At 39.5% G+C, this 24,705-nt stretch carries 18 protein-coding genes; 6 read left to right on the top strand and 12 right to left on the bottom strand.

The window, feature by feature from the left end; translation table 11 throughout:
* Window positions 1–124: 124 nt before the first annotated feature.
* The gene (locus BM146_RS14330) at window positions 125–1,381 is read left to right on the top strand and encodes a dicarboxylate/amino acid:cation symporter (protein WP_074890499.1); all 1,257 of its coding nucleotides are present in this window, start codon (window positions 125–127) and stop codon (window positions 1,379–1,381) included.
* Between the two features lie 28 nt (window positions 1,382–1,409).
* Here the strand turns inward: BM146_RS14330 and BM146_RS14325 are convergent, their stop codons facing one another.
* The gene (locus BM146_RS14325) at window positions 1,410–1,694 is read right to left on the bottom strand and encodes a hypothetical protein (RefSeq protein ID WP_074890498.1); all 285 of its coding nucleotides are present in this window, start codon (window positions 1,692–1,694) and stop codon (window positions 1,410–1,412) included.
* Window positions 1,695–2,050: 356 nt separating this feature from the next.
* Between BM146_RS14325 and BM146_RS20200 the strand changes: the two genes are divergently transcribed.
* On the top strand, window positions 2,051–2,182 hold the full coding sequence (locus BM146_RS20200; protein WP_278308518.1) for a hypothetical protein: 132 nt from the start codon (window positions 2,051–2,053) through the stop codon (window positions 2,180–2,182).
* Window positions 2,183–3,220: 1,038 nt separating this feature from the next.
* Here the strand turns inward: BM146_RS20200 and BM146_RS14320 are convergent.
* The 7 genes from BM146_RS14320 to BM146_RS14290 all read right to left on the bottom strand — a co-directional run bounded on the left by BM146_RS14320 (window position 3,221) and on the right by BM146_RS14290 (window position 11,911).
* On the bottom strand, window positions 3,221–4,426 hold the full coding sequence (locus tag BM146_RS14320; protein ID WP_074890496.1) for an NADP-dependent isocitrate dehydrogenase: 1,206 nt from the start codon (window positions 4,424–4,426) through the stop codon (window positions 3,221–3,223).
* Between the two features lie 25 nt (window positions 4,427–4,451).
* Window positions 4,452–5,135, bottom strand: a complete 684-nt coding sequence (locus tag BM146_RS14315) for a GntR family transcriptional regulator (RefSeq protein WP_074890494.1) — start codon at window positions 5,133–5,135, stop codon at window positions 4,452–4,454.
* Window positions 5,136–5,149: 14 nt separating this feature from the next.
* Entirely contained in the window at window positions 5,150–6,583 is a 1,434-nt protein-coding gene (locus BM146_RS14310) for a 2-isopropylmalate synthase (RefSeq protein ID WP_074890491.1), read from the bottom strand.
* Between the two features lie 93 nt (window positions 6,584–6,676).
* The gene (locus tag BM146_RS14305) at window positions 6,677–8,623 is read right to left on the bottom strand and encodes an EAL domain-containing protein (protein WP_074890489.1); all 1,947 of its coding nucleotides are present in this window, start codon (window positions 8,621–8,623) and stop codon (window positions 6,677–6,679) included.
* Between the two features lie 46 nt (window positions 8,624–8,669).
* Entirely contained in the window at window positions 8,670–9,506 is an 837-nt protein-coding gene (locus tag BM146_RS14300; RefSeq protein ID WP_074890487.1) for a carbohydrate ABC transporter permease, read from the bottom strand.
* Window positions 9,507–9,523: 17 nt separating this feature from the next.
* On the bottom strand, window positions 9,524–10,447 hold the full coding sequence (locus BM146_RS14295; RefSeq protein WP_074890484.1) for a carbohydrate ABC transporter permease: 924 nt from the start codon (window positions 10,445–10,447) through the stop codon (window positions 9,524–9,526).
* 78 nt (window positions 10,448–10,525) lie between these two features.
* Complete coding sequence (locus BM146_RS14290) at window positions 10,526–11,911, bottom strand: ABC transporter substrate-binding protein (RefSeq protein WP_074890482.1); 1,386 nt, start codon at window positions 11,909–11,911, stop codon at window positions 10,526–10,528.
* Between the two features lie 177 nt (window positions 11,912–12,088).
* Here BM146_RS14290 and BM146_RS14285 point away from each other — a divergent pair, with 177 nt between their 5' ends.
* Together BM146_RS14285 and BM146_RS14280 are read left to right on the top strand one after the other, a co-directional pair.
* A complete protein-coding gene (locus tag BM146_RS14285) occupies window positions 12,089–13,819 on the top strand; it encodes a sensor histidine kinase (RefSeq protein ID WP_083413572.1) in 1,731 nt (576 codons plus the stop codon).
* Between the two features lie 19 nt (window positions 13,820–13,838).
* Window positions 13,839–15,131 (top strand): response regulator, encoded by a 1,293-nt coding sequence (locus BM146_RS14280; RefSeq protein WP_074890476.1) that lies wholly within the window; start codon window positions 13,839–13,841, stop codon window positions 15,129–15,131.
* A gap of 63 nt (window positions 15,132–15,194) precedes the next feature.
* Here BM146_RS14280 and fusA read toward each other — a convergent pair whose 3' ends face one another.
* Window positions 15,195–17,285, bottom strand: a complete 2,091-nt coding sequence (gene fusA / locus BM146_RS14275; RefSeq protein ID WP_074890474.1) for an elongation factor G — start codon at window positions 17,283–17,285, stop codon at window positions 15,195–15,197.
* Between the two features lie 435 nt (window positions 17,286–17,720).
* On the opposite strand from fusA, the gene BM146_RS14270 reads away from it, so the two are divergent.
* A complete protein-coding gene (locus BM146_RS14270; RefSeq protein ID WP_074890472.1) occupies window positions 17,721–18,818 on the top strand; it encodes a prephenate dehydrogenase in 1,098 nt (365 codons plus the stop codon).
* A gap of 17 nt (window positions 18,819–18,835) precedes the next feature.
* On the top strand, window positions 18,836–20,167 hold the full coding sequence (gene aroA / locus BM146_RS14265; RefSeq protein WP_074890470.1) for a 3-phosphoshikimate 1-carboxyvinyltransferase: 1,332 nt from the start codon (window positions 18,836–18,838) through the stop codon (window positions 20,165–20,167).
* Between the two features lie 89 nt (window positions 20,168–20,256).
* Here aroA and BM146_RS14260 read toward each other — a convergent pair whose 3' ends face one another.
* From BM146_RS14260 to BM146_RS14250, 3 genes are all read right to left on the bottom strand, one after another.
* Window positions 20,257–21,186, bottom strand: a complete 930-nt coding sequence (locus BM146_RS14260; protein ID WP_330391841.1) for a helix-turn-helix transcriptional regulator — start codon at window positions 21,184–21,186, stop codon at window positions 20,257–20,259.
* A 79-nt stretch (window positions 21,187–21,265) separates the two neighbouring features.
* Window positions 21,266–24,046, bottom strand: coding sequence for an FAD-dependent oxidoreductase (locus BM146_RS14255; RefSeq protein ID WP_074890544.1), 2,781 nt, complete (start codon window positions 24,044–24,046; stop codon window positions 21,266–21,268).
* 443 nt (window positions 24,047–24,489) lie between these two features.
* A partial coding sequence (locus tag BM146_RS14250; protein ID WP_177201682.1) for a transposase occupies window positions 24,490–24,705 on the bottom strand: 216 nt, incomplete at its 5' end.

The following is a 24,705-nucleotide window of genomic DNA, read 5'->3' as shown; positions in this document are numbered from 1 at the left end:
TTTTCCTCTACTTGTTCGATTTTTTATATTTCTTTTATAGTGCTTTTCTTGATGGTGAAAAGTAATTATAGCATAATATAAATGTGCGCATTTGCGGTAACATTTTTGCGAATGGTGGTTTTGTATGGATAACAATAGCAAACAAAATATTGTTGAAACAGAAAAAAAAGGCTTATCCCTTGCAACTCAAATCTTTATTGCTCTTGCTCTTGCAATAGTTGCCGGACTTCTTTTGCAAAATGCAGTCTGGTTCGCAGAGGAGTATATTAAACCCTTTGGTACAATTTTTCTTAACCTCGTTAAATTCATTATTTGCCCTATAGTTCTTTTTTCTATTATGTCCGGTGTTGTATCTATGAAAGACATAAGGAAAGTGGGAGTTATCGGCGGCATTACTCTTATATACTATTTCTTTACCACAGCTATTGCTATTTCATCAGGTCTTTTTATTGCCAACTTTTTCAAAGGAAGTTTCCCTGTGCTGACTACTTCAAGCCTGTCCTATGAAGCTGGTCAGGCGCCTGCACCAATGGAGGTTTTAGTAGATCTGTTCCCTTCCAATTTTCTGGTGCCAGTATCTGAGGAAAACATGCTTCAGGTAATCATTATGGCCATACTTATTGGTTTTTCTGTTATCTTACTTGGCCCCAAAGGTGAAAAGGCCATTGATGGTATCAATGTTTTAAATGATGTTTTCATGAAGTGTATGGAGCTTATCCTCAAGCTCTCACCTATCGGAGTATTTTGTCTTTTAACTCCTGTTGTCGCTGCAAACGGCGCTGTAGTAATTGGTTCTTTGGCAAAGGTTCTTTTGGCAGCTTATATTTCTTATGTTTTGCATGCAGTTATCGTCTACTCATTGACAGTTTCAACGCTTGCGAAAATAAGTCCAATTAAGTTCTTTAAAGGTATGATGCCTGCTATCCTATTTGCATTTTCCAGCGCTTCTTCCGTTGGAACCCTTCCTATCAATATGGAATGTACAGAGAAGCTTGGAGCATCAAGAGAAGTATCCAGCTTTGTTCTTCCCCTTGGCGCAACCATAAACATGGACGGGACGGCCATTTATCAAGGCGTTTGCGCGATATTCATTGCATCCTGCTATGGAATTAACCTGACTTTCTCACAGATAATCACAATTGTAGTAACTGCAACCCTTGCTTCTGTAGGAACTGCCGGCGTTCCAGGTGCCGGAATGGTAATGCTTGCCATGGTTCTTACTTCAGTTGGACTCCCTGTAGATGGTATTGCACTTGTTGCCGGTGTAGACAGAATCTTTGATATGGGCAGAACAACCCTCAATATCACCGGTGATGCTTCTTGTACTATTATTGTTACTCACTTGGTTAATAACTGGAAACCAAAAAAGAAGAGCGCATGATATTTATAAATCATCAATGTATATAGCATCATTTTATATTTCCAAGTGTTTTTAACATTTCCATTGCTTTTTCATAGGATTCTTTCATCTTCTGCGGGCTATTTACATTCATGCCCTTCTCTCTTGCTTTATTAGCCAAGCCTTCGTCGTCACTAATAAACAACGTATCCTCAGCACCTGCTGATATTATGCTTTCAGCCTCATCGAAAGTTACCCTTTTTACAGTAGCGTTATGCCTTTCCTTAAGCATAGCAATCTGCTTTGAAAGTATCTCATCTTCTTCGCCAATAAGACAAATAATTATATTCTTCATAGCTCATGCTTCTTTCATATCTTAGTAACATACATAACCAGTCTTATTTCATACAGCATATCCATTTTCACATGCCACAATATATCCCCATAAGTTTCTAAGGAATATTCTCTATCAATTGTCCCACATTTAATGTAAAAAGTGAATGTTTGTTATGAGACCATACGCCACCATTGACTGAACCTGAGGAAAACGCCTTGGTTTGCGAGCCGACGGTGAGGATGATGGGAACAGTAGATTTTTTCGCACCGTCGGATTCAACATTGTAGCGTTTTCCTCAGAACCCCGTCAATGGCAAGCACCTTCGGTGTGGCTGGTTTTAAATGCCTCGGGCTCTGACTCCGAGAACAGTAGGGGTGGCTACTTTCAAGGATATGTGTGACTATATGTCTGCGTCTTTCAATGTAAAGAGAGCGAAGATTCTGTTTTGGAAATATAGCCTGATTTTTGAGATTACAACACCATTCGACAAGGATTTTGACGTGTGATTTTGGGCATATACGGCCTTATTTGAGGTTACCACACCATTATATAGAGATCATATGTCTAAAGTTCACTCATCCAATGGATGTGGCAATCCATTTTTTCTCGTATATGCCCATTTTCACTTCCAGAATATTCTGCCGAGGGGTGTGGTAACTTAAAAAGTATAGCTATATACCCATTTCACTGTGACAATCCAGAGCTAGGAGAAGATGTAGGATAAGAGAGAAAGATTTGTAAAATTTATCCCATTCTATCCATGCCGATTTTCAGAGATGATGATGGATTTTGCTCATGAGTAGGATAAACGTTGGACTTTTTCTCTTTTTATCCTACACTTCTCATGGTTCTGAACAAGTTTTTTTCTGGTTTGTAGGATAAAGGACCGACTTTTATTCATTTTATCCCACAATTCTCAAATTTCTGACTGAGAATTGTGCAGGTTTGTAGGATAAAACAATTGATTTTTTCACAATTATCCCACTTTTCGGTCAATCGCAGTGTTCAGAAGGCTGAAAATGTGGGATAACTACGATAAAATTTCATGTTTTATCCTACTCCTCTAAAAATCAGCTTAGATAGAATGGGATAATTATTACAAATCTTTCGCATTTATCCCACATCTCAGTAAATCTCGCAATAATCCCAGGTATCCTTGAAAGCACCCTACCGTTTCTGGATTCGGATCCAGAGGCAGGAAAACCAGTCACTCCCGTCAGGGAGCTTGCGACATTCTCGCGCCGAGCGCGGTTGCATTTATGCAACGTCTTCGAATTGCGCGAGGTGCACATCCATAGCGGAGCATTTTTTATGATATAAGTATTTCGGAGAAATTTCCTATATCACAAGAAAAAAGCCGTGTGCTTTGACACACACAGCTTTTTTATAGCCACGCTATCAGCGAGGACTAACTGTTATAGTTTCCACTTAAGGTAGGACTCACCTGTAACTATATAACAACATTTCAAGTCTAAATGTCAAGCTAACAGCTTTAGAATCAATATAACAAGAATCAGCTTTTCACATCGTGTTTTATCCAATCATCAAGCCTTCTCAAATTCTTCTGCAATTGCATCAAGGAATTCTTCGCTGCCAAGTTTTACCGGGCTTGGAAGTGATGTGATAAGTGCAAGGTCTCCGGTCATGCGGCCTGACTCGATAACTGAAAGCGTTGCCCTTTCCATCTTGTCAGCCCAATCGCAAAGAGCTTTGATTCCATCAAGCTCTCCTCTCTTTCTAAGAGCACCTGTCCAGGCAAAAATTGTAGCAACAGGGTTTGTTGATGTAGGCTCTCCCTTAAGGTACTTGTAGTAATGGCGCTGCACTGTTCCATGAGCCGCCTCATATTCATAAACACCTGTTGGTGATACAAGAACTGATGTCATCATTGCCAGTGAACCGAATGCTGATGAAACCATATCACTCATTACATCACCGTCATAGTTCTTGCAGGCCCAGATAAATCCGCCCTTTGACTTCATAACACGGGCAACAGCATCATCTATAAGTGTATAGAAGTATGTTATTCCTTCCTTTTCAAATTCAGCTTTGAACTCATTCTCATAGACTTCATCGAAGATCTCTCTAAATCTTCTGTCGTAGGTCTTACTGATAGTATCCTTTGTTCCAAGCCAGAGTTCCTTCTTCTCAGAAAGTGCATATTTAAAGCATGCTCTTGCAAAGCTCTTGATTGATGAATCCTTATTATGGATTCCCTGAATGATACCAGGCTCGTCAAACTCATGAATTGTTTCTCTTACTTCTTTTCCGTCAGCTCCTGTGAATACAAGCTCAGCCTTTCCAGGGCCTGGAACTCTTATCTCAACATTCTTATAAACATCGCCATATGCGTGACGGGCAAGTGTAATTGGTTCTACCCAGCTTCTTACGTTAGGCTCGATGCCCTTTACCATTATAGGTGTACGGAAAACTGTTCCATCAAGGATTGCTCTGATTGTTCCGTTAGGACTCTTCCACATTTTCTTAAGGTTATATTCCTTGACACGCTCGTTGTTAGGAGTAATGGTTGCGCACTTTACGGCAACTCCGTACTTCAAAGTAGCATTTGCACTATCAACTGTGACCTGATCATCAGTTTCATCTCTGTGCTTAAGACCAAGATCGTAATACTCGCTTTTTAGGTCAATATATGGCAAGATCAGCTTATCTTTGATCATTTGCCATAAAACTCTTGTCATCTCATCCCCATCCATCTCAACGATAGGAGTTGTCATTACAATTTTGCTCATATCCCATTTCTCCTTCAAGTATTATTTACTGTTCGTAAAGCTCTAAAAGCCCCTTTTCCAGCATATTTTCATAGGCATTGATCATATGCTGATTAGCAAGTTCTTCTGCTTTATCAGGGTTATTCTCTTTAATGGCTTCCATAATAAATTTGTGCTCAACGTTTGAAACAGCTCCTCTGCTGCTTGAAAGAGTCTGCTGTCTTACTCTCCAAACGTACTGATGGTAGTCCTTTAAAAGATGCTCAAGCATCTTTGAATTACATGACTCATATAAAATATTGTGGAATCTGTTATCAAGCTCAGCCATCTGCTCCATATGGCCTCTAGCAGCATGGAACTCTGCGAGATAGATATTCTCTTCCATCTCTTCAAGCTGCTCTTTGGTGATATTCTCACAAGCCCATCTTGCGCATAAACCTTCAAGTTTGGACCTTATCATATAGATATCCTGAATATCCTTTACCTTGATTCCGGTAACATAAGCTCCTCTATTAGGGATGATCTGAATAAGGCCTTCAAGTTCAAGCTGTCTGAAAGCCTCTCTTACAGGTGTCCTGCTTACTCCAAGTTCCTGGCCGATCGCAACTTCTTTTAGTTCCTCATGGTCTTTGTATTTGCCGTTTAGTATGTCTTCTCTTATTCTGTGAAAAACACGTCCTCTAAGAGAATACTTATCTGTCACTTCCTGTTTTAAGTCTTGATTTTCCATGTCTCTCCTTTAGTTTATACAGCCCCTACTATCTCTCCCTCTTTTACTACGATCCCCAGTTCTTTTGAAACTTTTTCTATCTCACGAACAAGCTCGTTATCAGTCATGACAGTAACTCGTCCGTTTGCATATTCGTTATCAACCCACTCCTTGATTTTGGTTACAAGTGGTGATGTTTTTGAGAGGGCATGCTCCTGTTTTAATTTGTAATGAATATTGATCCAATGAGCAATTCCCGCAAGTCCTGATGTATTTGAAACAGCGCTCACAGGAGGACGCTTTAAGAATTTTTCTGTATCAAAAATGTTATAGATCTCTTCGTTCTTGAGAAGTCCATCAGCATGAATACCTGCCCTTGTAACGTTAAAGTTTTTACCAACAAATGGTGTATTGGCAGGAACAGTAAATCCAATCTCTTTCTCATAGTACTCAGCAAGATCAGTAATTACTGTAGTATTCATACCATCCAAAGTGCCCTTAAGCTGGGCATATTCAAATACCATGGCCTCCAGTGGTGTGTTACCTGTTCTCTCACCAATTCCAAACAGTGAAGTATTAACAGATGAACAGCCATAAAGCCATGCAGTTGTAGAGTTTGTAACTGCTTTATAAAAATCGTTATGTCCGTGCCATTCAATGAGTTCGCTGGGAACACTGGCGTTTGTGTTGATTGCGTAAATGATTCCCTGAACACTTCTGGGAATAACGGCACCTGAGAAGTTTACTCCATATCCCATGGTATCGCAAGCACGAATTTTAACTGGTATGCCGTATTCTTCCTTAAGCTTCATAAGTTCAATACAAAATGGGACTACAAAACCATATATATCCGCACGAGTAATGTCTTCCAAATGGCATCTTGGGCTAATACCTGCCTCGAGACAGGAACGTATAATACTAAGGTAATGCTCAAGAGCCTGCTTTCTGGTCATTTTAAGCTTAAGAAAAATATGATAATCAGAACATGAAACAAGGATACCTGTTTCCTTCATACCAATTTCTTTAACAAGCTTAAAGTCCTCTTCGCTTGCCCTTATCCAACTGGTCACCTCAGGAAATCTATAACCTCTTTCCATACATTTTAGAGCTGCATCTCTATCACTCTTACTATATAAAAAGAACTCACTCTGCCTGATAAGACCATTGGGCCCGCCAAGCTCATGGAGCATATCATAAATCTTCACAATCTGCTCAGTAGTATAGGGCGCTCTGGACTGTTGACCATCACGAAAAGTGGTATCTGTTATCCATATTTCTTTTGGCATATTATGGGGAACAATTCTGTCATTGAAGGGAATCTTTGGAATTTCCTCGTAAGGAAACATATTTCTGAAGACATTTGGTTTTTTTACGTCATCAAGAATATAAATGTGCTCTTCAATCTTGAGCAGATTATTCTTGTCATTCATTGTTACAGGTCTACTTTGAAACGCGGATGTATCACTCATAAAAATAACCTCACCTTCTTACAATGTATCTCTCGTATAATTGTATACAATCATACTATTCTTTATACATTGCTGTCAAGGCGAGGTTATTTCTTAAAAACTGCTCTTTCTGTTAAAAAACTTCTTAACTTCTTCTATAGGAGTCGGCTTAGCATAAAGATATCCCTGAATGTAATCAAAGCCACGGTCTACACTATAAGTTTTCTGTGACTCATCCTCTACTCCTTCTATAAGAGTAATAAATCCGTTCTTTTTGAAAACTTCTATCATATAGCTGAGAATATCATTCATCCTGTCGTCATGAAGTGACTTATAAAGAAGCGTCTTATCAAATTTGATGGTCTTAAATGGACAATTCATAACTCTTTCAAGCGATGAATACCCCGTACCAAAATCATCCAAATAAAACTGTATTCCCTCCGAGGAAAGGCTTTCCATATTTTTATTGGCTCTTTCATAATTCTCAAACATAGCTGTTTCAGTCACTTCAAGTCTTATCTTGGATGGATCAATATCATATCTTTCAATGATTTCCATAAAATCTCTGTTAAGATTTTCCATAGAAAGCTCTTTGGACGAACAGTTAATTGATATTGCATCAAAATCATAATACTCACTAAAACTGCCTATTGCTCTGCAGACTTTATTGAGTATTATGCAGGTCAACATATGTATTGCACCGCTGCTCTCTGCAATAGGAATAAACACTTCAGGAGATATCAGTTTATCACCAACTTTAAGCCTCATAAGAGCTTCTGCAGATTTAAAACTACCTGTTCCCACACTGTAAATAGGCTGAGCATAAACCACAATCCTCTCATCATCAAGATTCTCTCTAAGCCTTATATCCCTGATAACAGAAGATATCTCATAGTGCTCACTAAAGCCTTTATAATCGCTTTCCTTTGTAATATAGAACTGACTGCTATTATGGTCTATAAATCTTTTGCTTATAAATTCAAAGAACTGACGCACCTTCAAAATAGTGTCTGTCTCCGACCTAAGTTCTCCTGCAATGATCGTGTAATTAAATGGAACATCGAGATCCACTCGGCTCTTGTCAAATATACCTCTGATTTCCTGAATGATCAGTTTTGCCTTCCCAGGGTCACTCTCCTCAAGAATGTTTACAAATTTATTATCAGACATTTTATAAAGCCTTAGAGAAGGGCTTAAATTCTCAAGGTTTCTGCAAATACTGATTCCATAGTACAAAGAATCAATGTCTTTTTTTATAAAGTTCTCAATATCCAAGGTCTTAAGGATAACATACACTACCCAGATTTTCTTTTTGCCCATATTCTTCATAAGATAAGCATCCAAAGCGTAGATACTCTGAGTTCCCGAAAGCTCATCATACGGAACATTATGGAACAGCAAGAATCCTATCATAAAAATAGGCACGTAAGTGGTGGCTGAAAAAATATAATGGGCCTTAACTACATATATCATCTGACCGATCAGGACAACAAGGCTTGTGGGAACAAAAAGACATACTGCATGCCAGGTGATCCTGCTGATCTCTCGCCTGTTCAAGGCACTTGCTATAAAACATACAACAGCGCAGACAATTCCCGCTGAAATATAGTATCTGGTGAAATGCCTTATATCAATGCCGTCTAAAGTAAATGTGTAGAGACCACTGGCAGCTATCTCAATAATAATTCCAATGACGTAGATAATTGACAGAACAGCGTACATCAAAATAAACTCTTTTCGCTGATTGCGTCTCACCACCGACATCATATTTACGTAGGAAAAAATGCAGTAAAGAATTCCATTATAAACCAGCAAAAAAGAAATCAGCTGTATTCCGAATAAGTTTTTGTTATAGTACTGATCGGGATTATTGGCTACTTTGATAATAGAAATCTGAAAAAGAATGGCAACTATCGAAAGAATGGTACCATTAAAAATATACTTAAAAAGAAGAGTCTTTTTTGGTCTTACATATAACATCACAAATAGCAGGAGCCCCGAAAGAAGGAGTCCTGCTATTTCACCTATGTAGTTATACTCTACAAATGATTCAATATACATATTTTAATAGTATCACAAAGTAAAGAATATTGGTAAAAAAAATAAATTACCCTTTAACTGATCCTGTTGTGATACCAGCCACAAAGTATTTCTGAAGTGAAATGAACACTATAAATACAGGGATAAGAGAAAGAACTGAAGCGGCCATAATAAGTCCATACTCAGCTGAATACTGTGATATAAACATTTTCAGTCCGATCTGAAGTGTTTTCTTGGACTCTGTTGTCAGGTAAATGAGAGGTCCAAGGAAATCGTTCCATGTATTCACAAAAGTAAATATAAGAAGAGTCGAAAGAGCAGGTTTGGAAAGAGGAAGCATAATCCTGGCATATATGCCATACTCTGTCATACCATCAATTCTTGCAGCTTCGCAAAGAGAATCAGGTATTCCTTCATAAAACTGTCTCATCATAAATACTCCAAACGCAGAAAAAGCCTGAAGTATGATAATTGCAAGATGTGTATCAGCAAGTCCAAGGCTTCTCATGAACATGAACTGAGGAACCATGTACACCTGCCAAGGCACAGCAATCGTGGCTACATAAGCAAGGAACAACACGTTACGGCCCTTAAACTCAAGTTTGGCAAAGGCATATGCCGCAAAACTTGATGTAAGAAGCTGAAGGAAAGTAACTATGATAGTCAGCTTTGCTGTATTAAGTGTGAACTTTGCAAGAGGTATCTTTGTCCAGATATCAAGATAATTCTGCCATCTTGGCTCTTTTGGAATCCACTCAAAAGGTATTACAAAAACATCTTTATTAAACTTAAGTGATGCTGATAACATCCATACAAAAGGCACTAGCATTAAAAGTGCCAGGAGGATGAGCAGCACATAGACAATAGTCTGTCCGATAATTCTGTTTCTTTTTTTGCTTTTCACTTTTTCAATCCTCCCGATCAGTCATTAGCATAGTTCTTTTCACCCTTGAACTGAATAAGGGTAACAACCAGAACTATTGCAAAAAGAACCAGTGCTGATGCCGATGCTTTTCCAAGCTTCCAGTTTCTGAAAGCCTCTTCATAAATATAGTAAACCAGTACCATTGCACTCTTATTTACTACACCGTTAGAACCACCAGCCAACATGTATACGATGTCATAAACCTTAAAGCAGTTGATCGTCAGCATGATAGTTACAAAGAATGTTGTTGGTTTAAGCTGAGGAACAGTGATATGTCTGAATTTCTGCCATGCATTGGCTCCGTCAAGCGAAGCTGCCTCATAGAGGTCCTCACTGATTCCCTGGAGTCCGGCAAGGTAGATTACCATATAATATCCCATGTTTTTCCATACGGAGAACATGATAATAGTCAACATTACAGTACTTGAAGATGCTGCCCATTTTAAAGGCTCAACATGAAGTACATTCATAAGAAACTGGTTAACAATTCCACCTTTTGCAGGTGTAAAGAGCATATTCCAAACTGCTGCTACTGCAACCAGTGATGCTACATAAGGGAAGAATGTTACTGTTCTAAAGAAATTTCTTCCTTTTATCTTCTGATTTAATAAAATAGCAAGCCCAAGTGCTATCACAAGGGTAATAGGCACTGTAAACACGCTGTAAACAATTGTATTTTTTAATGATGCAAGGAATCTGTCATCCTTAAAAATCTCTACAAAATTCGAAAGACCTATAAATTTCATCTTATTACTTCCATCCCATTCAGCGAATGACATAAGAAGTGCAAGTACTATTGGTCCCAATGTAAATATTGCAAACCCAAGAAAGTTAGGAGCGATAAAGGAATATGCTACAAGATTCCTTCTACGCTGTCTTTTTTTCATATTTTTTTCCATAGCGGATAACTGTGCTGCCATGTCTTTTTCCTCTTAAAAAGGCACTTGAACTCAAGCTGCCTTGAAATTCAAGTGCCGGTTTATTTTTTTGATTAAAAATTACTTTCCGATGATTGCAGAAACGCCTTCGTTCATAGCTGCGATAGCGTCATCTACGCTTACTTCTTCATTCATGATAAGGTCATGCTGTTCGTTAAGAACTGTCTCTATCTCAGATGACTTGTCGTTTGCAGGCATCTCAAGATATGTGTGGCTTGTTACAAGAGCTTCCTTTGAAGCTTCATCTGTTGGGAAGCCATCCATTGAAGCGATAAGATCAACGATCTTTTCGTTTGTCATAGCTGGGATGTTACCTGTTGAAGCCATAACTTCTGCACCCTTTTCACCACTTACGAACTTAACGAATTCCCAAGCCATATCCTTGTTAGGAGCTGATGTAGGAATTGCAAGAGCTGTGATTGTTGAAAGAGTTGAGCCAGGCTCTACACCTTCTGCGTGTGGATACTTAACAATACCCCAGTTAGTGCAATCTGTGTACTCACCATCTTTGATCTTCTGGATAAGTGTTGCGATGAACCATGAACCCATGTTCATTGTAGCTACGTTACCCTGAGCAAATGCTGCTGAATAGTGAAGTCCCTGTGTCTTAAGTGTTGCATAATCCATGCAGACACCATCTTTCTGCTGTGCAAGAACCATCTCGTAGTAAGGCTTTGTGAAATCATAGTTGCCATCAACGATTGTGTTCTTTCCATCAAGAATACCATCAAGCTGGATTGTTGATCTCCATGTGTGGTAGTGAGAACCATAAACTTCAGCACCTGGAGTTGTGTCTGTTACGCTTCTTGCAAGCTTGTCATACTCTTCCCAAGTCATATCGTTTGTAGGATATGCAACTCCTGCTTTATCAAAGATATCCTTGTTGTAGTATAGAACCCAGATATCTGAACGGAAAGGAAGTTCATAAAGATTTCCGTCGATTGTAACCTGATCTGTAACACCATTGTAAAGAGAAAGATCAACACCATCCTTTGAGATAAGATCTCCTAAAGGCTCAAGAACGCCCTTGTTTACAAGTGATACGTAACCTGGAACATCCTTAACTGTTACTACATCAAAGTCTGAACCAGCACCTGAAAGCTGTGTTCCAAGAACTGTGCTGTAATCTGTAGATCCAAGGTCTACCATCTCAACTGTTACGTTTGGATGCTCAGCTGTAAAAGCATCAATAAGTGGCTGATAGTAAACTGTGCTTGATACATCCCAAAGTGCCCACTTAAGTGTTACAGGCTCGTCAGATGTAGCCTCTGCTGTTTCTGTAGTCTGTTCTGTAGTCTGTTCTGCAGCAGGTGCCTCTGTTGCTGCCGGTGTCTCTTCCTGTGCAGGTGCCTCAGCTTCAGGTGCCTGTGAAGCACTTCCGCATCCAACGATGCTTGCTGTGATCATTGAAACTGCAAGTAAAGAACTGATAATTTTCTTTTTCATTTTTTGCCTCCCTTTTAATCATTGCTACCCCATTGGCAGTTTTTGTTTCTATTAAAATTCTAACAAAGCCACTTATTTCCAAGAATGTACATTCTTTAACACTTATTGGTAAAAAAATGCAATTTTTTTATATAAAATTGTATTTTATTTATTTTTCCACTGCTCTAATATATATCTATGCGTAAAAATAGTCACTCAATCAGAATTAAAATTGTCATATGGGCTGTGGGGTTATCTCTTGTTCTTGCCTTATTTATAGCAACTACAAGTTATATTCTCTCCATGCGTTATTTAAAAGAAAATCAGCATCAATCAGCCCTGACCAATATCCATGTTCTTGGAAACAACATAGATTCAGACATCAATACAGTTATGACTTTCTCTAACTGGATATGCCTGGACAGCACCATAAATAACTATATTCAATATGTCGATGAGAACTATGCCAAAGACAGAATCCTTGGCAGAAAGCTATCCATGTTGACCTGGAACCACTTAAACAATGAATTCAATATAGTTGGAGTCAGAAATTACGTTGACCGCGTAGTGATCTCTACTATTGATGGAGGAAATTTTCTGCAGGATATTGCAGGAGGCGGTGCATCAAGCAGTTCAAATCCCCCACAAATGATCATGAATTCAGATTTTTACAATTCCCTTATTTCATCCCCGTCCTTTAGCTGGTATGGAATATGCAAAAATCCAATGTCCAAAAGTGGCAATCCACCTATAATTCCCATAATCAGGGCGATATACAAAGCAGATTCTACTGAAGTTTTGGGCTGGGTATATATGGACATTCCAGTTTCTGTGATACATGATTCCCTGAAAAGTTTTGTCTTTGAAAATGATGATGCTCTTTTTCTCACATTTACTGAAGGCGTATCATACCGCTATGATGGCAGGTCTTTTGTTAAAGCCTCTCTTCCGGCTGATCTTGTAACCTACACTTTGCCGGAAACCGGATGGAAGCTCTCATATCTGCCATCAGAAAGTGCCCTCAAAGCCCGAATGAAGCTGTATCTGGCACTGATCATACTTATATTTACGGTTATTCTTTTTGCAGGAATAGTTCTTTCTCTTTCACTGCACAGAATAATTACAAAACCTGTATCAAAGCTGATTGAAAGGCTAGATCAAATAGGACTTGGAGATTTTTCAAGAGACCCATCCATTGAGTGGCACAACGAACTTGGTGAGATTGGAATAGGAATAAACAGTCTATCGCAGAATGTCTCTGATCTTATGGAGAAAAGAATCTTTGATGAAAAGACAAAGCACGATTTGGAATACCAGGTCCTGCAATCACAAATAAATCCTCACTTTTTGTACAACACATTAAATACAATAAAGTGGATGGCAACAATACAAGGATCTGAAGGCATCGCAGACATGTCAACTGCCCTCTCCCGTCTTATGAAAAATATAGCAAAGGGAACTGAGAGCATTATTTCACTAAAGGATGAATTTGCACTTTTAGATGATTATTTCACCATAATGAAATACAGATATGGCGGAACTATTGAACTCAAATATGAAACTGAAGATGAAAATCTTTTAAAATGCAAAATAAACCGTTTCTCACTCCAGCCCATTATAGAAAATTCCATATTCCATGGAATCGAGCCAAAGGGCAGCGCCGGAAAGATCGTAGTCCACACCTATAAAAATGACGATAAGCTTATCATTGATGTTACCGACAACGGAGTTGGCATGACAAAAGAAACTATTGATGATGTCCTTAGCGGCAAAGCCAAGTCATCCAACGAGTTCTTTAAACAGATTGGAGTCAGCAACGTCAATGAGAGGATAAAATATACCTTCGGTGAAGAATACGGAATGCACATAACAAGCGAAGTTGGCTCCTTTACAACGACCACACTTATTCTTCCACTTAAATACATGTAAAAGAAATCAGGAGTTTTTTATGTACCGAATACTAATAGTAGATGATGAGCCCTTGGTGCAGATAGGGCTAAAAACCATGATTGCCAAGGACCACTCCGGCAACTGTGAAATAATTGGAACTGCATCTAACGGGCAGGAGGCCTGGAATATAATTTGTAATGATCCCCCGGACATTGTCATCGCTGATATAAGAATGCCTGTTATGACAGGGCTTGAACTTCTTGATAAAAGCCACAAGAAATATGGAAATACTCCGGCATTTATCATGCTCACAGCCTATGAAGAATTTGAAATGGTTAGACAGGCTCTTGTATGTGAGGCCGTTGACTACCTTGTAAAAATAGAGCTAAACTCAGAAACTTTAGACTCTGCTCTCAAAAAAGCCATTCAAAGAATTGATGAATCAAATCCTGTAAGAAAGGCTTCTATTCCCAGCGAAAGTTCTCTTGAGGACCTCAGGCAGAAATTTCTGATAAAGCTGTTCAATCACCTTATCACCTCTGAAAGTGATCTTGCAAAAGAGACAAAGGCCCTTAGTCTTAAACTTGATTACAACAGAAATATTGTAGTGTATGGCGAAATTAAAACGCCCTCTCCTGCTTCATCTGACTCGTCAAGTGAAGCCATCGGAATTTATTCATCAAGTATAGGCATGGCAAAAGAGATAATTTCCCGCCACGCACCATGCCAGATAGTATCCATAGACCCTACACACTTTGCAATCATCTTCATGTTTAATGAGGAAAAGCCAATAGCTTCAATAATGGATCTGATCACTGAGGCACTTGAAAATGCCAGAACAATGATAACAAGCTACTTTAAGACAAACCTTACCTTTGGTATAGGAAGTGCTGTATCTACACCACTTGACATAGCTGTTTCTTTTGACGAGGCAAAAACAGCCCAGTCCCAGTCAGACTCTGCCGCACCTATAAGACTATTTAGCCATATAGTTGGCAGCAACAGACGTTCAGGAAAAGACAAACTAATTTCCACCATACAGCAGTACATAGATGGCAACTTAAACGGAAAGCTCCAGTTAAATGAAGTTGCAGAAGTGTTCGGGCTTTCGCCCGCTTATCTGTCAGTTCTTTTCAAAAAGACAACAGACACAGGTTTTTCCGAATATGTTTACACAAAGAAAATTGATAAAGCAAAAGAAATGCTTTTATCAGGTGACATGAAGATCTATGAAGTTGCAGATGCCCTTGGCTTTGAATCGGCATACTATTTTTCAAAGGTGTTCAAAAAAGTTGATGGTCACTCACCACGTGAATATATCCAAAACAAAAGCGAAGGTCAATCATTTTAAAAATGGGACTGTAAAAAATGATTTTTCATTTTTCACAGTCCCAAATCTTTATGCTACCATTCTTTATTCTTCTGAGTTTGCTGCAGCAACTTTCTCTGCTCTGTCGGCAACTTCTTTTGCCTGAACATCTGAAGGTGCCTGCTCGTATCTGTTAAATTCGTACTCATACTCGCCACTGCCACCTGTCATAGAACGAAGCTGTGTATTATATCCAAAGAGCTCCATCATAGGAACTTCTGCTTCAATAACCTGCTTGCCTGTAAGAGAAGGATTCATGCCGAGCACTCTTCCTCTTCTCTTATTGAGGTCTCCCATTACATCACCTGTATATGAATCCGGAACTGTAACCTTAAGAGAAACAATAGGCTCAAGAAGTACAGGAGAAGCCTCCATGAAGCCTTTCTTGAATGCGCCTGATGCAGCTACTTTAAATGCCATTTCTGAAGAGTCTACCGGATGATATGATCCATCATAAAGAATTGCCTTAACGCCTACTACAGGATAAGCTGCAAGAGGTCCTCTTAAGACTGATTCTGCAAGGCCCTTCTCTACAGCCGGGAAGTAGTTCTTTGGAACAGCTCCTCCGACAACTTCCTGCTCAAATACATAAGGAGTTGTTGGATCACCTGAAGGCTCAAAGCGCATCTTTACATGACCATACTGTCCGTGACCACCTGTCTGCTTCTTGTATTTATATTCAACGTCAGATTTCTTTCTGATTGTCTCTCTAAATGCAACCTTTGGCTTTGTAAGGTCGATCGCAACCTTATATACGTTCTGAAGCTTACTCTGGATAACTTCAAGATGCATATCGCCGATACCATAAAGAAGAGTCTGACGGTTTTCTGCATCATTGACTACTCTAAGTGTCTGATCCTCAGCAGCAAGCTTAGCAAGAGACTGAGAAATCTTATCAATATCTGCTTTATTCTGAGCGTGATATCTCATAGCTGTATATGGAGTTGAGATATCCATCTTAGCGTACTGAATAGGATTAGCCTTTGTTGAAAGGGTATCTCCTGTTGCAATCTCAAGCTTCTGGAGTGCGCCAAGATCTCCTGCGTGAAGCTCAGGAACTTCGGTAGTCTTATTGCCCTGAAGGACATAAAGCTTACCAATCTTAACTTCAACATCCTTATTTGCTACATACATAACATCATCAGGCTTAATAACACCTGAACGAACCTTGATAAGTGAGTACTTACCGATGAACGGATCAATCATTGTCTTAAATACAAATGCTGTCTTTGGCTTTGAAAAATCGAAATCTGCTTCGAAGATTTCGTTGGTATTTGTATTGATACCAGCCATCTTACGGTTTTCCGGGCTAGGCATATACTTAACAATATCATCAAGAAGTGTGTAAATACCCTGACAGAGAGTACTTGATCCCATTTCGATAGGGACAATACTTCCATCACATACATTACCTCTAACAGCTGCTCTTATCTCAGCTTCAGAGAATGTTTCACCATTAAAATATCTCTCCATGAATTCTTCTGAAGTCTCAGCAACAGATTCAAGAAGTGTATCTCTAAAGAGCTTAAGATTAGCCTGGTTATACTCCGGAACGGGACACTCTACAACCTCTTTTCCTTCCCATCTAAATCCCTTTTCCTGAATAACGTTTACATATCCAACAAACTTTTCATTCTCACGGATTGGCAGGTTAAATGGAGCCATCTTCTTACCATACTTATCAGTAAGATCCTGAACTACCTGTCTGTATGAAACATCATCGATATCCATATCAGCAACAAAGAACATACGTGGAATCTTGTACTTTTCACACATTTCCCATGCCTTCTCTGTTCCAACTTCGATACCGGCCTTACCTGATACAACGATGATTGCTGCATCAGCAACGCTGATAGCTTCCTCAACTTCACCTACAAAATCAAAGAATCCCGGAGTATCCAGAATATTGATCTTGTGACCATCCCACTCAAGAGGGATAGTTGAAGTACTGATTGAGAAGTGACGTTTCTGTTCTTCCTTATCGAAATCACTTAAAGTGTTTCCATCTTCTACCTTCCCCATCCTTGATGTAAGTCCGGCAAGATATCCCATAGCCTCTGCTAAAGTTGTTTTGCCAGCGCCACCATGTCCAAGCAGTACTACGTTTCTAATCTTGTCAGTTGTGTAAACGTTCATATCTTGTCCTCCAGTCGCATTATTCCGAGGAAATCCCAAAACACTATTAATTTGTAATCGTGAAAAAAAATGAATTCCCCCAAAAGATTTATAATGATATTTTACTAAAAAAAATGCACTATAACAAGTATTTGTGTTCTTTTTGCACAAATATATCATTATAATGGTTACTGTTCACTCGCATACAGCTCGCTCCAGTAACCCCTTCGCGCATTCATTCCAAATCGACTTCGTCGATGGAATGCGCTCACTCCCGTATCAAGTTCTCACGAAATGCGCAGCTTAGTGCGCATTTCTGTCTGAACAGTAACTTATAATGTACTTATACAGTTTCCGTATCAAAAAACAGTAAGAATCATGCATGAATAGTATTGTTTTTCGCACGTTAAAGTGTTATAGTGAATTGAAAGACGCTTTCTTGGGGGAATTATATAGATGTCATTTAGTAAATTTGGATTTTTGGGACTTGGTCTTATTGGTGGTTCTATAGCAAGAGCTATCAAAAAAAATCATCCTGATTCTTTTATAATAGCATATGCATTGCATAAAGAAACCGTAGACAAGGCTCATGATGAAGGCATTGTAGATAAACCTGTTTACGAAATCGGAGCCGATTTTTCTGAGTGTGATATCATTTTTCTATGTGCCCCGGTAGAGATTAACAACGAAAATATAGAAAAACTTGTTCCATTTTTAAATGAGAATACATTACTTACCGATATCGGCAGCGTTAAAACCGGTATCCATGATAAAGTAAAAGAGCTTGGCCTTGAAAAGCAATTTATCGGCGGACACCCAATGGCAGGTACTGAGCGCATAGGTTTTGGCAATTCCAAGGCTTCTCTTTTTGAAAATGCCTACTACATTCTCACTAAAACAGACAATACAGATGAAAAAAAGCTAAAATACTACTACGATCTGGTAAAAGAAATAGGTGCAATACCTCTGGTAATCCCTTACATGCAACATGATTATATTACTGCAGCCATAAGTCATGTTCCTCATGTAGTATCAGCGAGCCTTGTAAATCTTGTCCATGACAACGACTCAGAAGATCAGCTGATGAAGCTTATAGCCGCCGGTGGATTTAAGGATATAACCAGAATTTCCTCTTCTTCTCCAGTTATGTGGCAACAGATCTGTACTACAAATTCTTTTAATATTTCAGATTTGCTTTCAAAATATATTGATTCTCTTATCGATATCAAACTTGCTATTGATGAGCATGACAGCAATAAAATATTTAACTTTTTTAACTCTGCCAAAGAATATAGAGAATCTTTCATAGAAACCAGCAGTGGTCCTATAATGCAAGCCTTTACAATTCACGTTGATATTGCAGATAAGCCCGGTAACCTTGCAAGAGTAGCAACTCTTTTATCTGATAATGAGATAAACATAAAGAATATCGGCATTGTCCATAACAGAGAATATGAGCGTGGAACCCTTCGCATAGAACTACATGATCAGAACGGAAAAGACGCCGCGTTAAAAATACTTAATGAAAACGGCTATCCTATCAGGAACAGCTAATAAAAAGGAGAAACAACATGATAGCGTTAGAAAAAGCAATGCACCCATTAAGAGGAGATGTTTTTGTCCCCGGTGACAAATCCATATCACACAGAAGTATCATGTTTGGTGCACTTGCAAAAGGAACAACTGAAATAACAGGCTTTCTCAACAGTGCCGATTGTCTCTCAACTATAGATTGTTTCAGAAAACTTGGCATTCATATAGATCACGCCATGCGTCCCACAAACGGCGTTCCAACAATAACAGTCCATGGAAAAGGTCTTGGTGGTCTTAAAGCCCCATCAGAGACTTTATATACAGGAAACAGCGGAACCACTACAAGACTAATGTCCGGAATACTTGTAGCTCAGCCATTTGACTCCAATATCACAGGTGATATGTCCATAGAAAAGCGTCCCATGAATCGCATTATCAACCCTCTTTCTCAAATGGGGGCGGATATATCATCTCTTATGGATAATGGCTGCGCTCCTCTCGTTATTAAAGGAGGTAAGCGCCTTAGAGGCATAACCTATAGAAATCCAATTGCTTCAGCTCAGGTAAAATCTGCTATTGTACTGGCAGGTCTTTATGCTGACGGCGACACTGTAGTTTATGAGCCTGCACTGTCACGAAATCACACGGAGACTATGCTCACAATGTTTGGAGCTGATATTCATAATGAACTTGCAAGAGATGGAAGTGCAGCCGCAATACTGCATCCCGGCATGCCTCTACATGGTATTAAGATTAACGTCCCCGGAGATATCTCTTCTGCTGCTTACTTTATGGCTGCAGCATTAATGGTTCCCGAATCTGAACTCCTTATCAGAAATGTTGGTATCAATCAGACCAGAACCGGTATCATAACAGTACTTAAACAAATGGGAGCTGATATCACTCTTCTAAACGAAACCAATGACAGCGAACCAAGAGCTGACATACTTGTTAAATACAGCGAGCTCAACGGTAATGAGAACGGTATTTTTGAAATTGGCGGAAAAGATATCCCTACTATGATAGATGAGCTTCCTGTCGTTGCCATTGTTGCTGCCACAGGTAATTTTGATACAATCATTAAAGATGCTGCAGAGCTTAAGGCAAAAGAATCAGACAGAATAGCCACTGTAGTTGATAACTTAAAAGCTATGGGATGTGACATAGAAGCGACAGATGACGGCATGATAATCCATGGTGGAAAGCCTCTACATGGTGCTGATATTCACTCACATAATGATCACCGTCTTGCAATGACATTTGCTGTAGCATCTCTGGCAGCTACAGGAACAACCAGGATTCTTGATGAAGGCTGTGTCGGAATCTCCTATCCATCATTCTTCAAAGATTTCCAGGCAATTGTTAACTAAAAACATATTCTACTAGTTTTTAGCTGTAGGTTTAGGTAGAGTATTCAGACGAATGCAATTCGAATTCATCTGAATACTCTTTAAGCCGTTTAAGAGTATTTCTCTGTTATCTTAAGAAGTTCCTGTCTGTACCTGTCTTTCACGTCTTCCGGAGAAGTTATGATAACTCCATCCGACAGGGCAAAGAGCCATCCAAAGAACTGGTCACTTACTGCAACGTCAACACTTGTCTCAGACCATCCTTCCTCATCTGATTTTCTAATGCTCATATCTTTGCCAAATCTGTCTATCAAAACTCCAACAAAGTCGTTTTTAAACTTCAGTTTCACTTTGGTTTCTGTTCCCCCGAACATTCCAAAATTCATCTTGGAATATGAAGCCATATCAAAAGCTTTAAAATGCTCTTTTCCAAGTCTCCTGTCATCCATAATACGGATGTTTCTCATTTTATCAACACGGTAATGTTTTATCTTATCAGCCTCAGCATCAAATGCAATGAGGTAATAATTCTCATCATCCCAGGTAAGTGCCCATGGACTCACTTCATATAAGCCTTCTTTTCTCGGAACAAGTTCTTTATTCAGATTCCATTTAAGGTACTCAAATTGTATGCGTCTGTTAGTGGATATGGCAGTATGTATCTCATCTACAATGTAGTAGATACTCTCGTTCATGGTCTTTATTCTGCCCTGAACCTCTACCTGCCTTTTTAGCTGCATCGCTTCATATTCACTTACAAGACCTGTAAGCTTTTTGATAAGTTCGTTGGACTTTTTCTCTGTAATAAATTTTGAAGACTGTATGGCATCAACCAAAAGCTTTAGCTCTGCTATTTCAAAATGTTTGCTGCCGACGTGATAATAATAATTTCTACCTACCTGCTCTAAAATAACATCTATACCAAGGGTGCGCAGAGCCTCCATATCGTCATAGAGACTCTTTCTATCCGCAGTAATTCCGCACTCTTCCAAACGCTCTTTTATCTGAGGCATTGTCAGAAAATGCTGATCATCTGTCATTTTGACCATTATTTTAGCGAGATAATACAATTTTAATTTTTGATTGGCACCCTTTGGCATTTTTACTTACCCCTGAAGTTTATTTGGTTTTGTCACCAACAATCTTGTTGATAAGAATCTTTCCTGCTCTATGAGCGGCATATGGTCCAACTTTTTTAAGCTTGTCTTCTGACCTTACCATTGTACTTGCAGCAGGTATATCTCTTGTAAGATGAATAGCATCAAATTCACACTTGGTTGTGCAAAGTCCGCATCCAATACAACGATTCTCATCTACAGTTGTAGCTCCGCAGCCAAGGCATCTGTTTGCTTCGGCCTTAACCTGATCTTCAGTAAATACAAGTCGAAGATCATCAAAGGTCTTACTTGCAACACCGGCTTTTTTACCTGGAATCTGTCTCTTGGCATCATCGAAGCCTTCAACCTTTATGTCGTCCTTATTAAGCTCGATAAATTCTCTTCTGTCACGAGCAAGGTCAAGACGGTTTCCTTTATGCACAAAACGATTGATAGAAACACTTCCTTCTCTGCCGCCGGCGATAGCATCAATAGCAAACCTCGCACCTGTGAATACATCACCGCCAACGAAGATATCAGGTTCAGCTGTCTGCCTTGTGAGCTTATCAGCAACTGCTGTGCCATTTCTGTTTAGTTCAACCTTTGTGCCCTCAAGAAGGCCGCCCCACTGAACTGACTGACCTATTGACAAAAGAAGATTCTCACAAGGGATCTCTATTGTCTCTTCCTCATTGTATTTAGGACTGAAACGGTGCTCTGAATCAAATACGCTCACACATTTCTTAAAAATAACGGACTTAACATGACCATTTTCAGTAACAACTTCCTTTGGTCCCCATCCATTCTTAACTTCAATTCCTTCTTCTTTTGCTTCTGCAACTTCATCAGCTGCTGCAGGCATCTCTTTTTCACCCTCAAGGCAAAGCATTGTAACCTTGGATGCTCCTGCTCTTACAGCTGTTCTGGCTACGTCTATAGCAACATTTCCGCCGCCGATAACAACAGTGTCGCCATTTAACTTAATGGAATGATCCTGATTTATGTTTCTAAGGAAATCAACACCTGTCTGAACGCCCTCAGCATCCTCGCCAGGAACTCCGGCTTTTCTTCCGCCCTGCATACCAATAGCGATAAAGAATGCCTTGTAGCCTTCCTCACGGAGTTTCTGTATAGTAATGTCTTTTCCTACCTCAACTCCACACTTGAACTCAACGCCCATCTGACGGATAACATCAATCTCAGCATCGATTATGTCTTTTTCAAGACGATAGCTTGGAATACCATTCATGAGCATTCCGCCAGGTCTCTTTTCTTTTTCAAAAACTGTAACAGGATAGCCGTCTCTTCTAAGAAAGTAAGCAGCAGCAAGTCCTGCAGGGCCTCCTCCGATAACAGCAACCTTATAATCATCAGACCACATTCCGCCATCATGCTTCTCGCAAAGTGGAATGTACTTTTTGTCACTCTTAAGGTCTAAAGAAGCAATGAATTTCTTGATCTCATCGATAGCAAGAGGCTGATCGATAGTTCCTCTTGTGCAGGCGTCCTCACAACGTCTGTTACATACAGCACCGCAGATATATGGGAATGGGTTATCCTGCTTTATAAGTTTGAGTGCATCCTCATATCTGCCCTCTGCAGCCATCTTGATATAGCCCTGAACTGAAAGGTGTACAGGACAAGCTGTCTTACATGGAGCTGTACCTGTATTGTAGCAGTTAATCTTTGCATCATCTCTGTAGTTGTAGTTCCATTTCTCAGGGCCCCACTTCTTTGCATTAGGAAGCTCTGTCTTAGGATACTTAACTTCTGATCCGTCTTTTTTGCAAAGCTTCTGACCAAGCTTGGCAGCACCAACAGGACAAACTTCTACGCACTTACCGCAGGCAACACACTTATCTTTTTCAACATGTGCTCTGTATGCAGATGCAGACATATTAGGTGTGTTAAAGAGCTGGGATGTTCTAAGAGCATTACATACTCCGGGAGCACAGTTACAGATAGCAACAATCTTGCCCTCACCGTCGATATTGGTGATCTGGTGAACATATCCATGTCTCTCTGCTCTCTCAAGGATCTCATAAACTTCTTCCTTGGAGATATAGTGACCGATTCCACGATCATCCATATACTCAGCCATGTCGCCCATACCTATGCAGTAATCTCCTCGGATTTCTCCACTTCCTTCACCACGCATAGCCTGCTGCTTACGGCAAGAGCACTCTGAAATACCGTATTTATCGTACATGTCGATCCATCTTGAAAGATGCTCAACAGGAACTGACTGATTCTCAAGTGAAATAGCCTTCTCAACAGGAATAACATGCATTCCTATTCCGGCTCCTCCGGGTGGAACCATCTGTGTAATTCCAGCAAGTGGAAGTTGTGTCATAAGATTAAAGAAAGTTGCAAGCTGCGGAAATTCATCAGTGAGCTTTTCCTGCATCATCATAAACTCTGCTGAGCCCGGAACAAAGATAGGAAGTTCATACTGAAGATGTTTATCAGGTGTCTTAGCACGATTCTGCTCAATGATGCCCATCCATCTAAGACGCTCTACCATCTTCTTTGTATCTTCCACGCTCATATTATTCATGTTTGCGAGTTCTTCAATAGAATATGGAACACGTGTCTTTTTAAAGTTCAAAAGAAACTTCACCTGTTCCTTATTAAGAATAAGATCAAGCATCCAATACTCCGGATCTCTATTATTGATCTTATTAGTTAGTTTTTTTACATAACGGTCTGTAATAAGCTTAGCGAGTTCAAGAACCAGTTTCTCTTTTTCCGGATCCTCTGCTTTATAATCAGGATCCTGCCAATAATCATTTTCATTGATCATTGGATCGCCGATTTTCCAATCAGCCATAGTCTTTACTTTAGCCATAAGATATCCCCTTCTATCCCCTTCCAACAAATAATTAATCTCCTTTTAACATTGTACAATAAAGGAAACTGCATGACTATCCGAGATTTTCCATAAATATTCACGTTCATTTTTGTCTGAAATGCTCTCACCCATGACACATACTATCGCTTTTTTTCAAAAAAGCCCCTGCATATCAATCGTACAGAGGCTTTAAGATAATTTATCAATATCTATAACACTCGCTTATACAAGATATTGAGCGTGAACTGGCAGCGGATGACTAATCAGAACCACCGGCTTAGCCGGTGGTTTGTTCTGGCCCTATAAGGGCCTGTTGCCGGCACTGAGTCTAAAGACTCGCCGAATGGTTCGCCAGCCGCAACATCATTTTCCTACAGAGCCCCCTGGGCTCATTTTTATTTGTTTTGCTTTACCGGCTCACCCGTGAACGGGTCAATATACTCTTTTAGTGTCATTTGGTCGTACTCTAAATCCTCTTTTAACTGATTCTTTATGTACTCCTCTATTTTCTTTGCATTTTTACCTACAGTGTCTACGTAATAGCCTCTGCACCAGAAATGTCTATTGCCGTACTTGTACTTTAAGTTCGCATGCCTCTCAAATATCATTAA

Origin of the sequence: Butyrivibrio proteoclasticus, from assembly GCF_900115735.1 — a bacterium.
Lineage (GTDB): Bacteria > Bacillota > Clostridia > Lachnospirales > Lachnospiraceae > Butyrivibrio > Butyrivibrio proteoclasticus_B.
The sequence above is the reverse complement of the archived record's forward strand: the minus strand, read 5'-3'. Positions and strand labels throughout refer to the sequence as shown.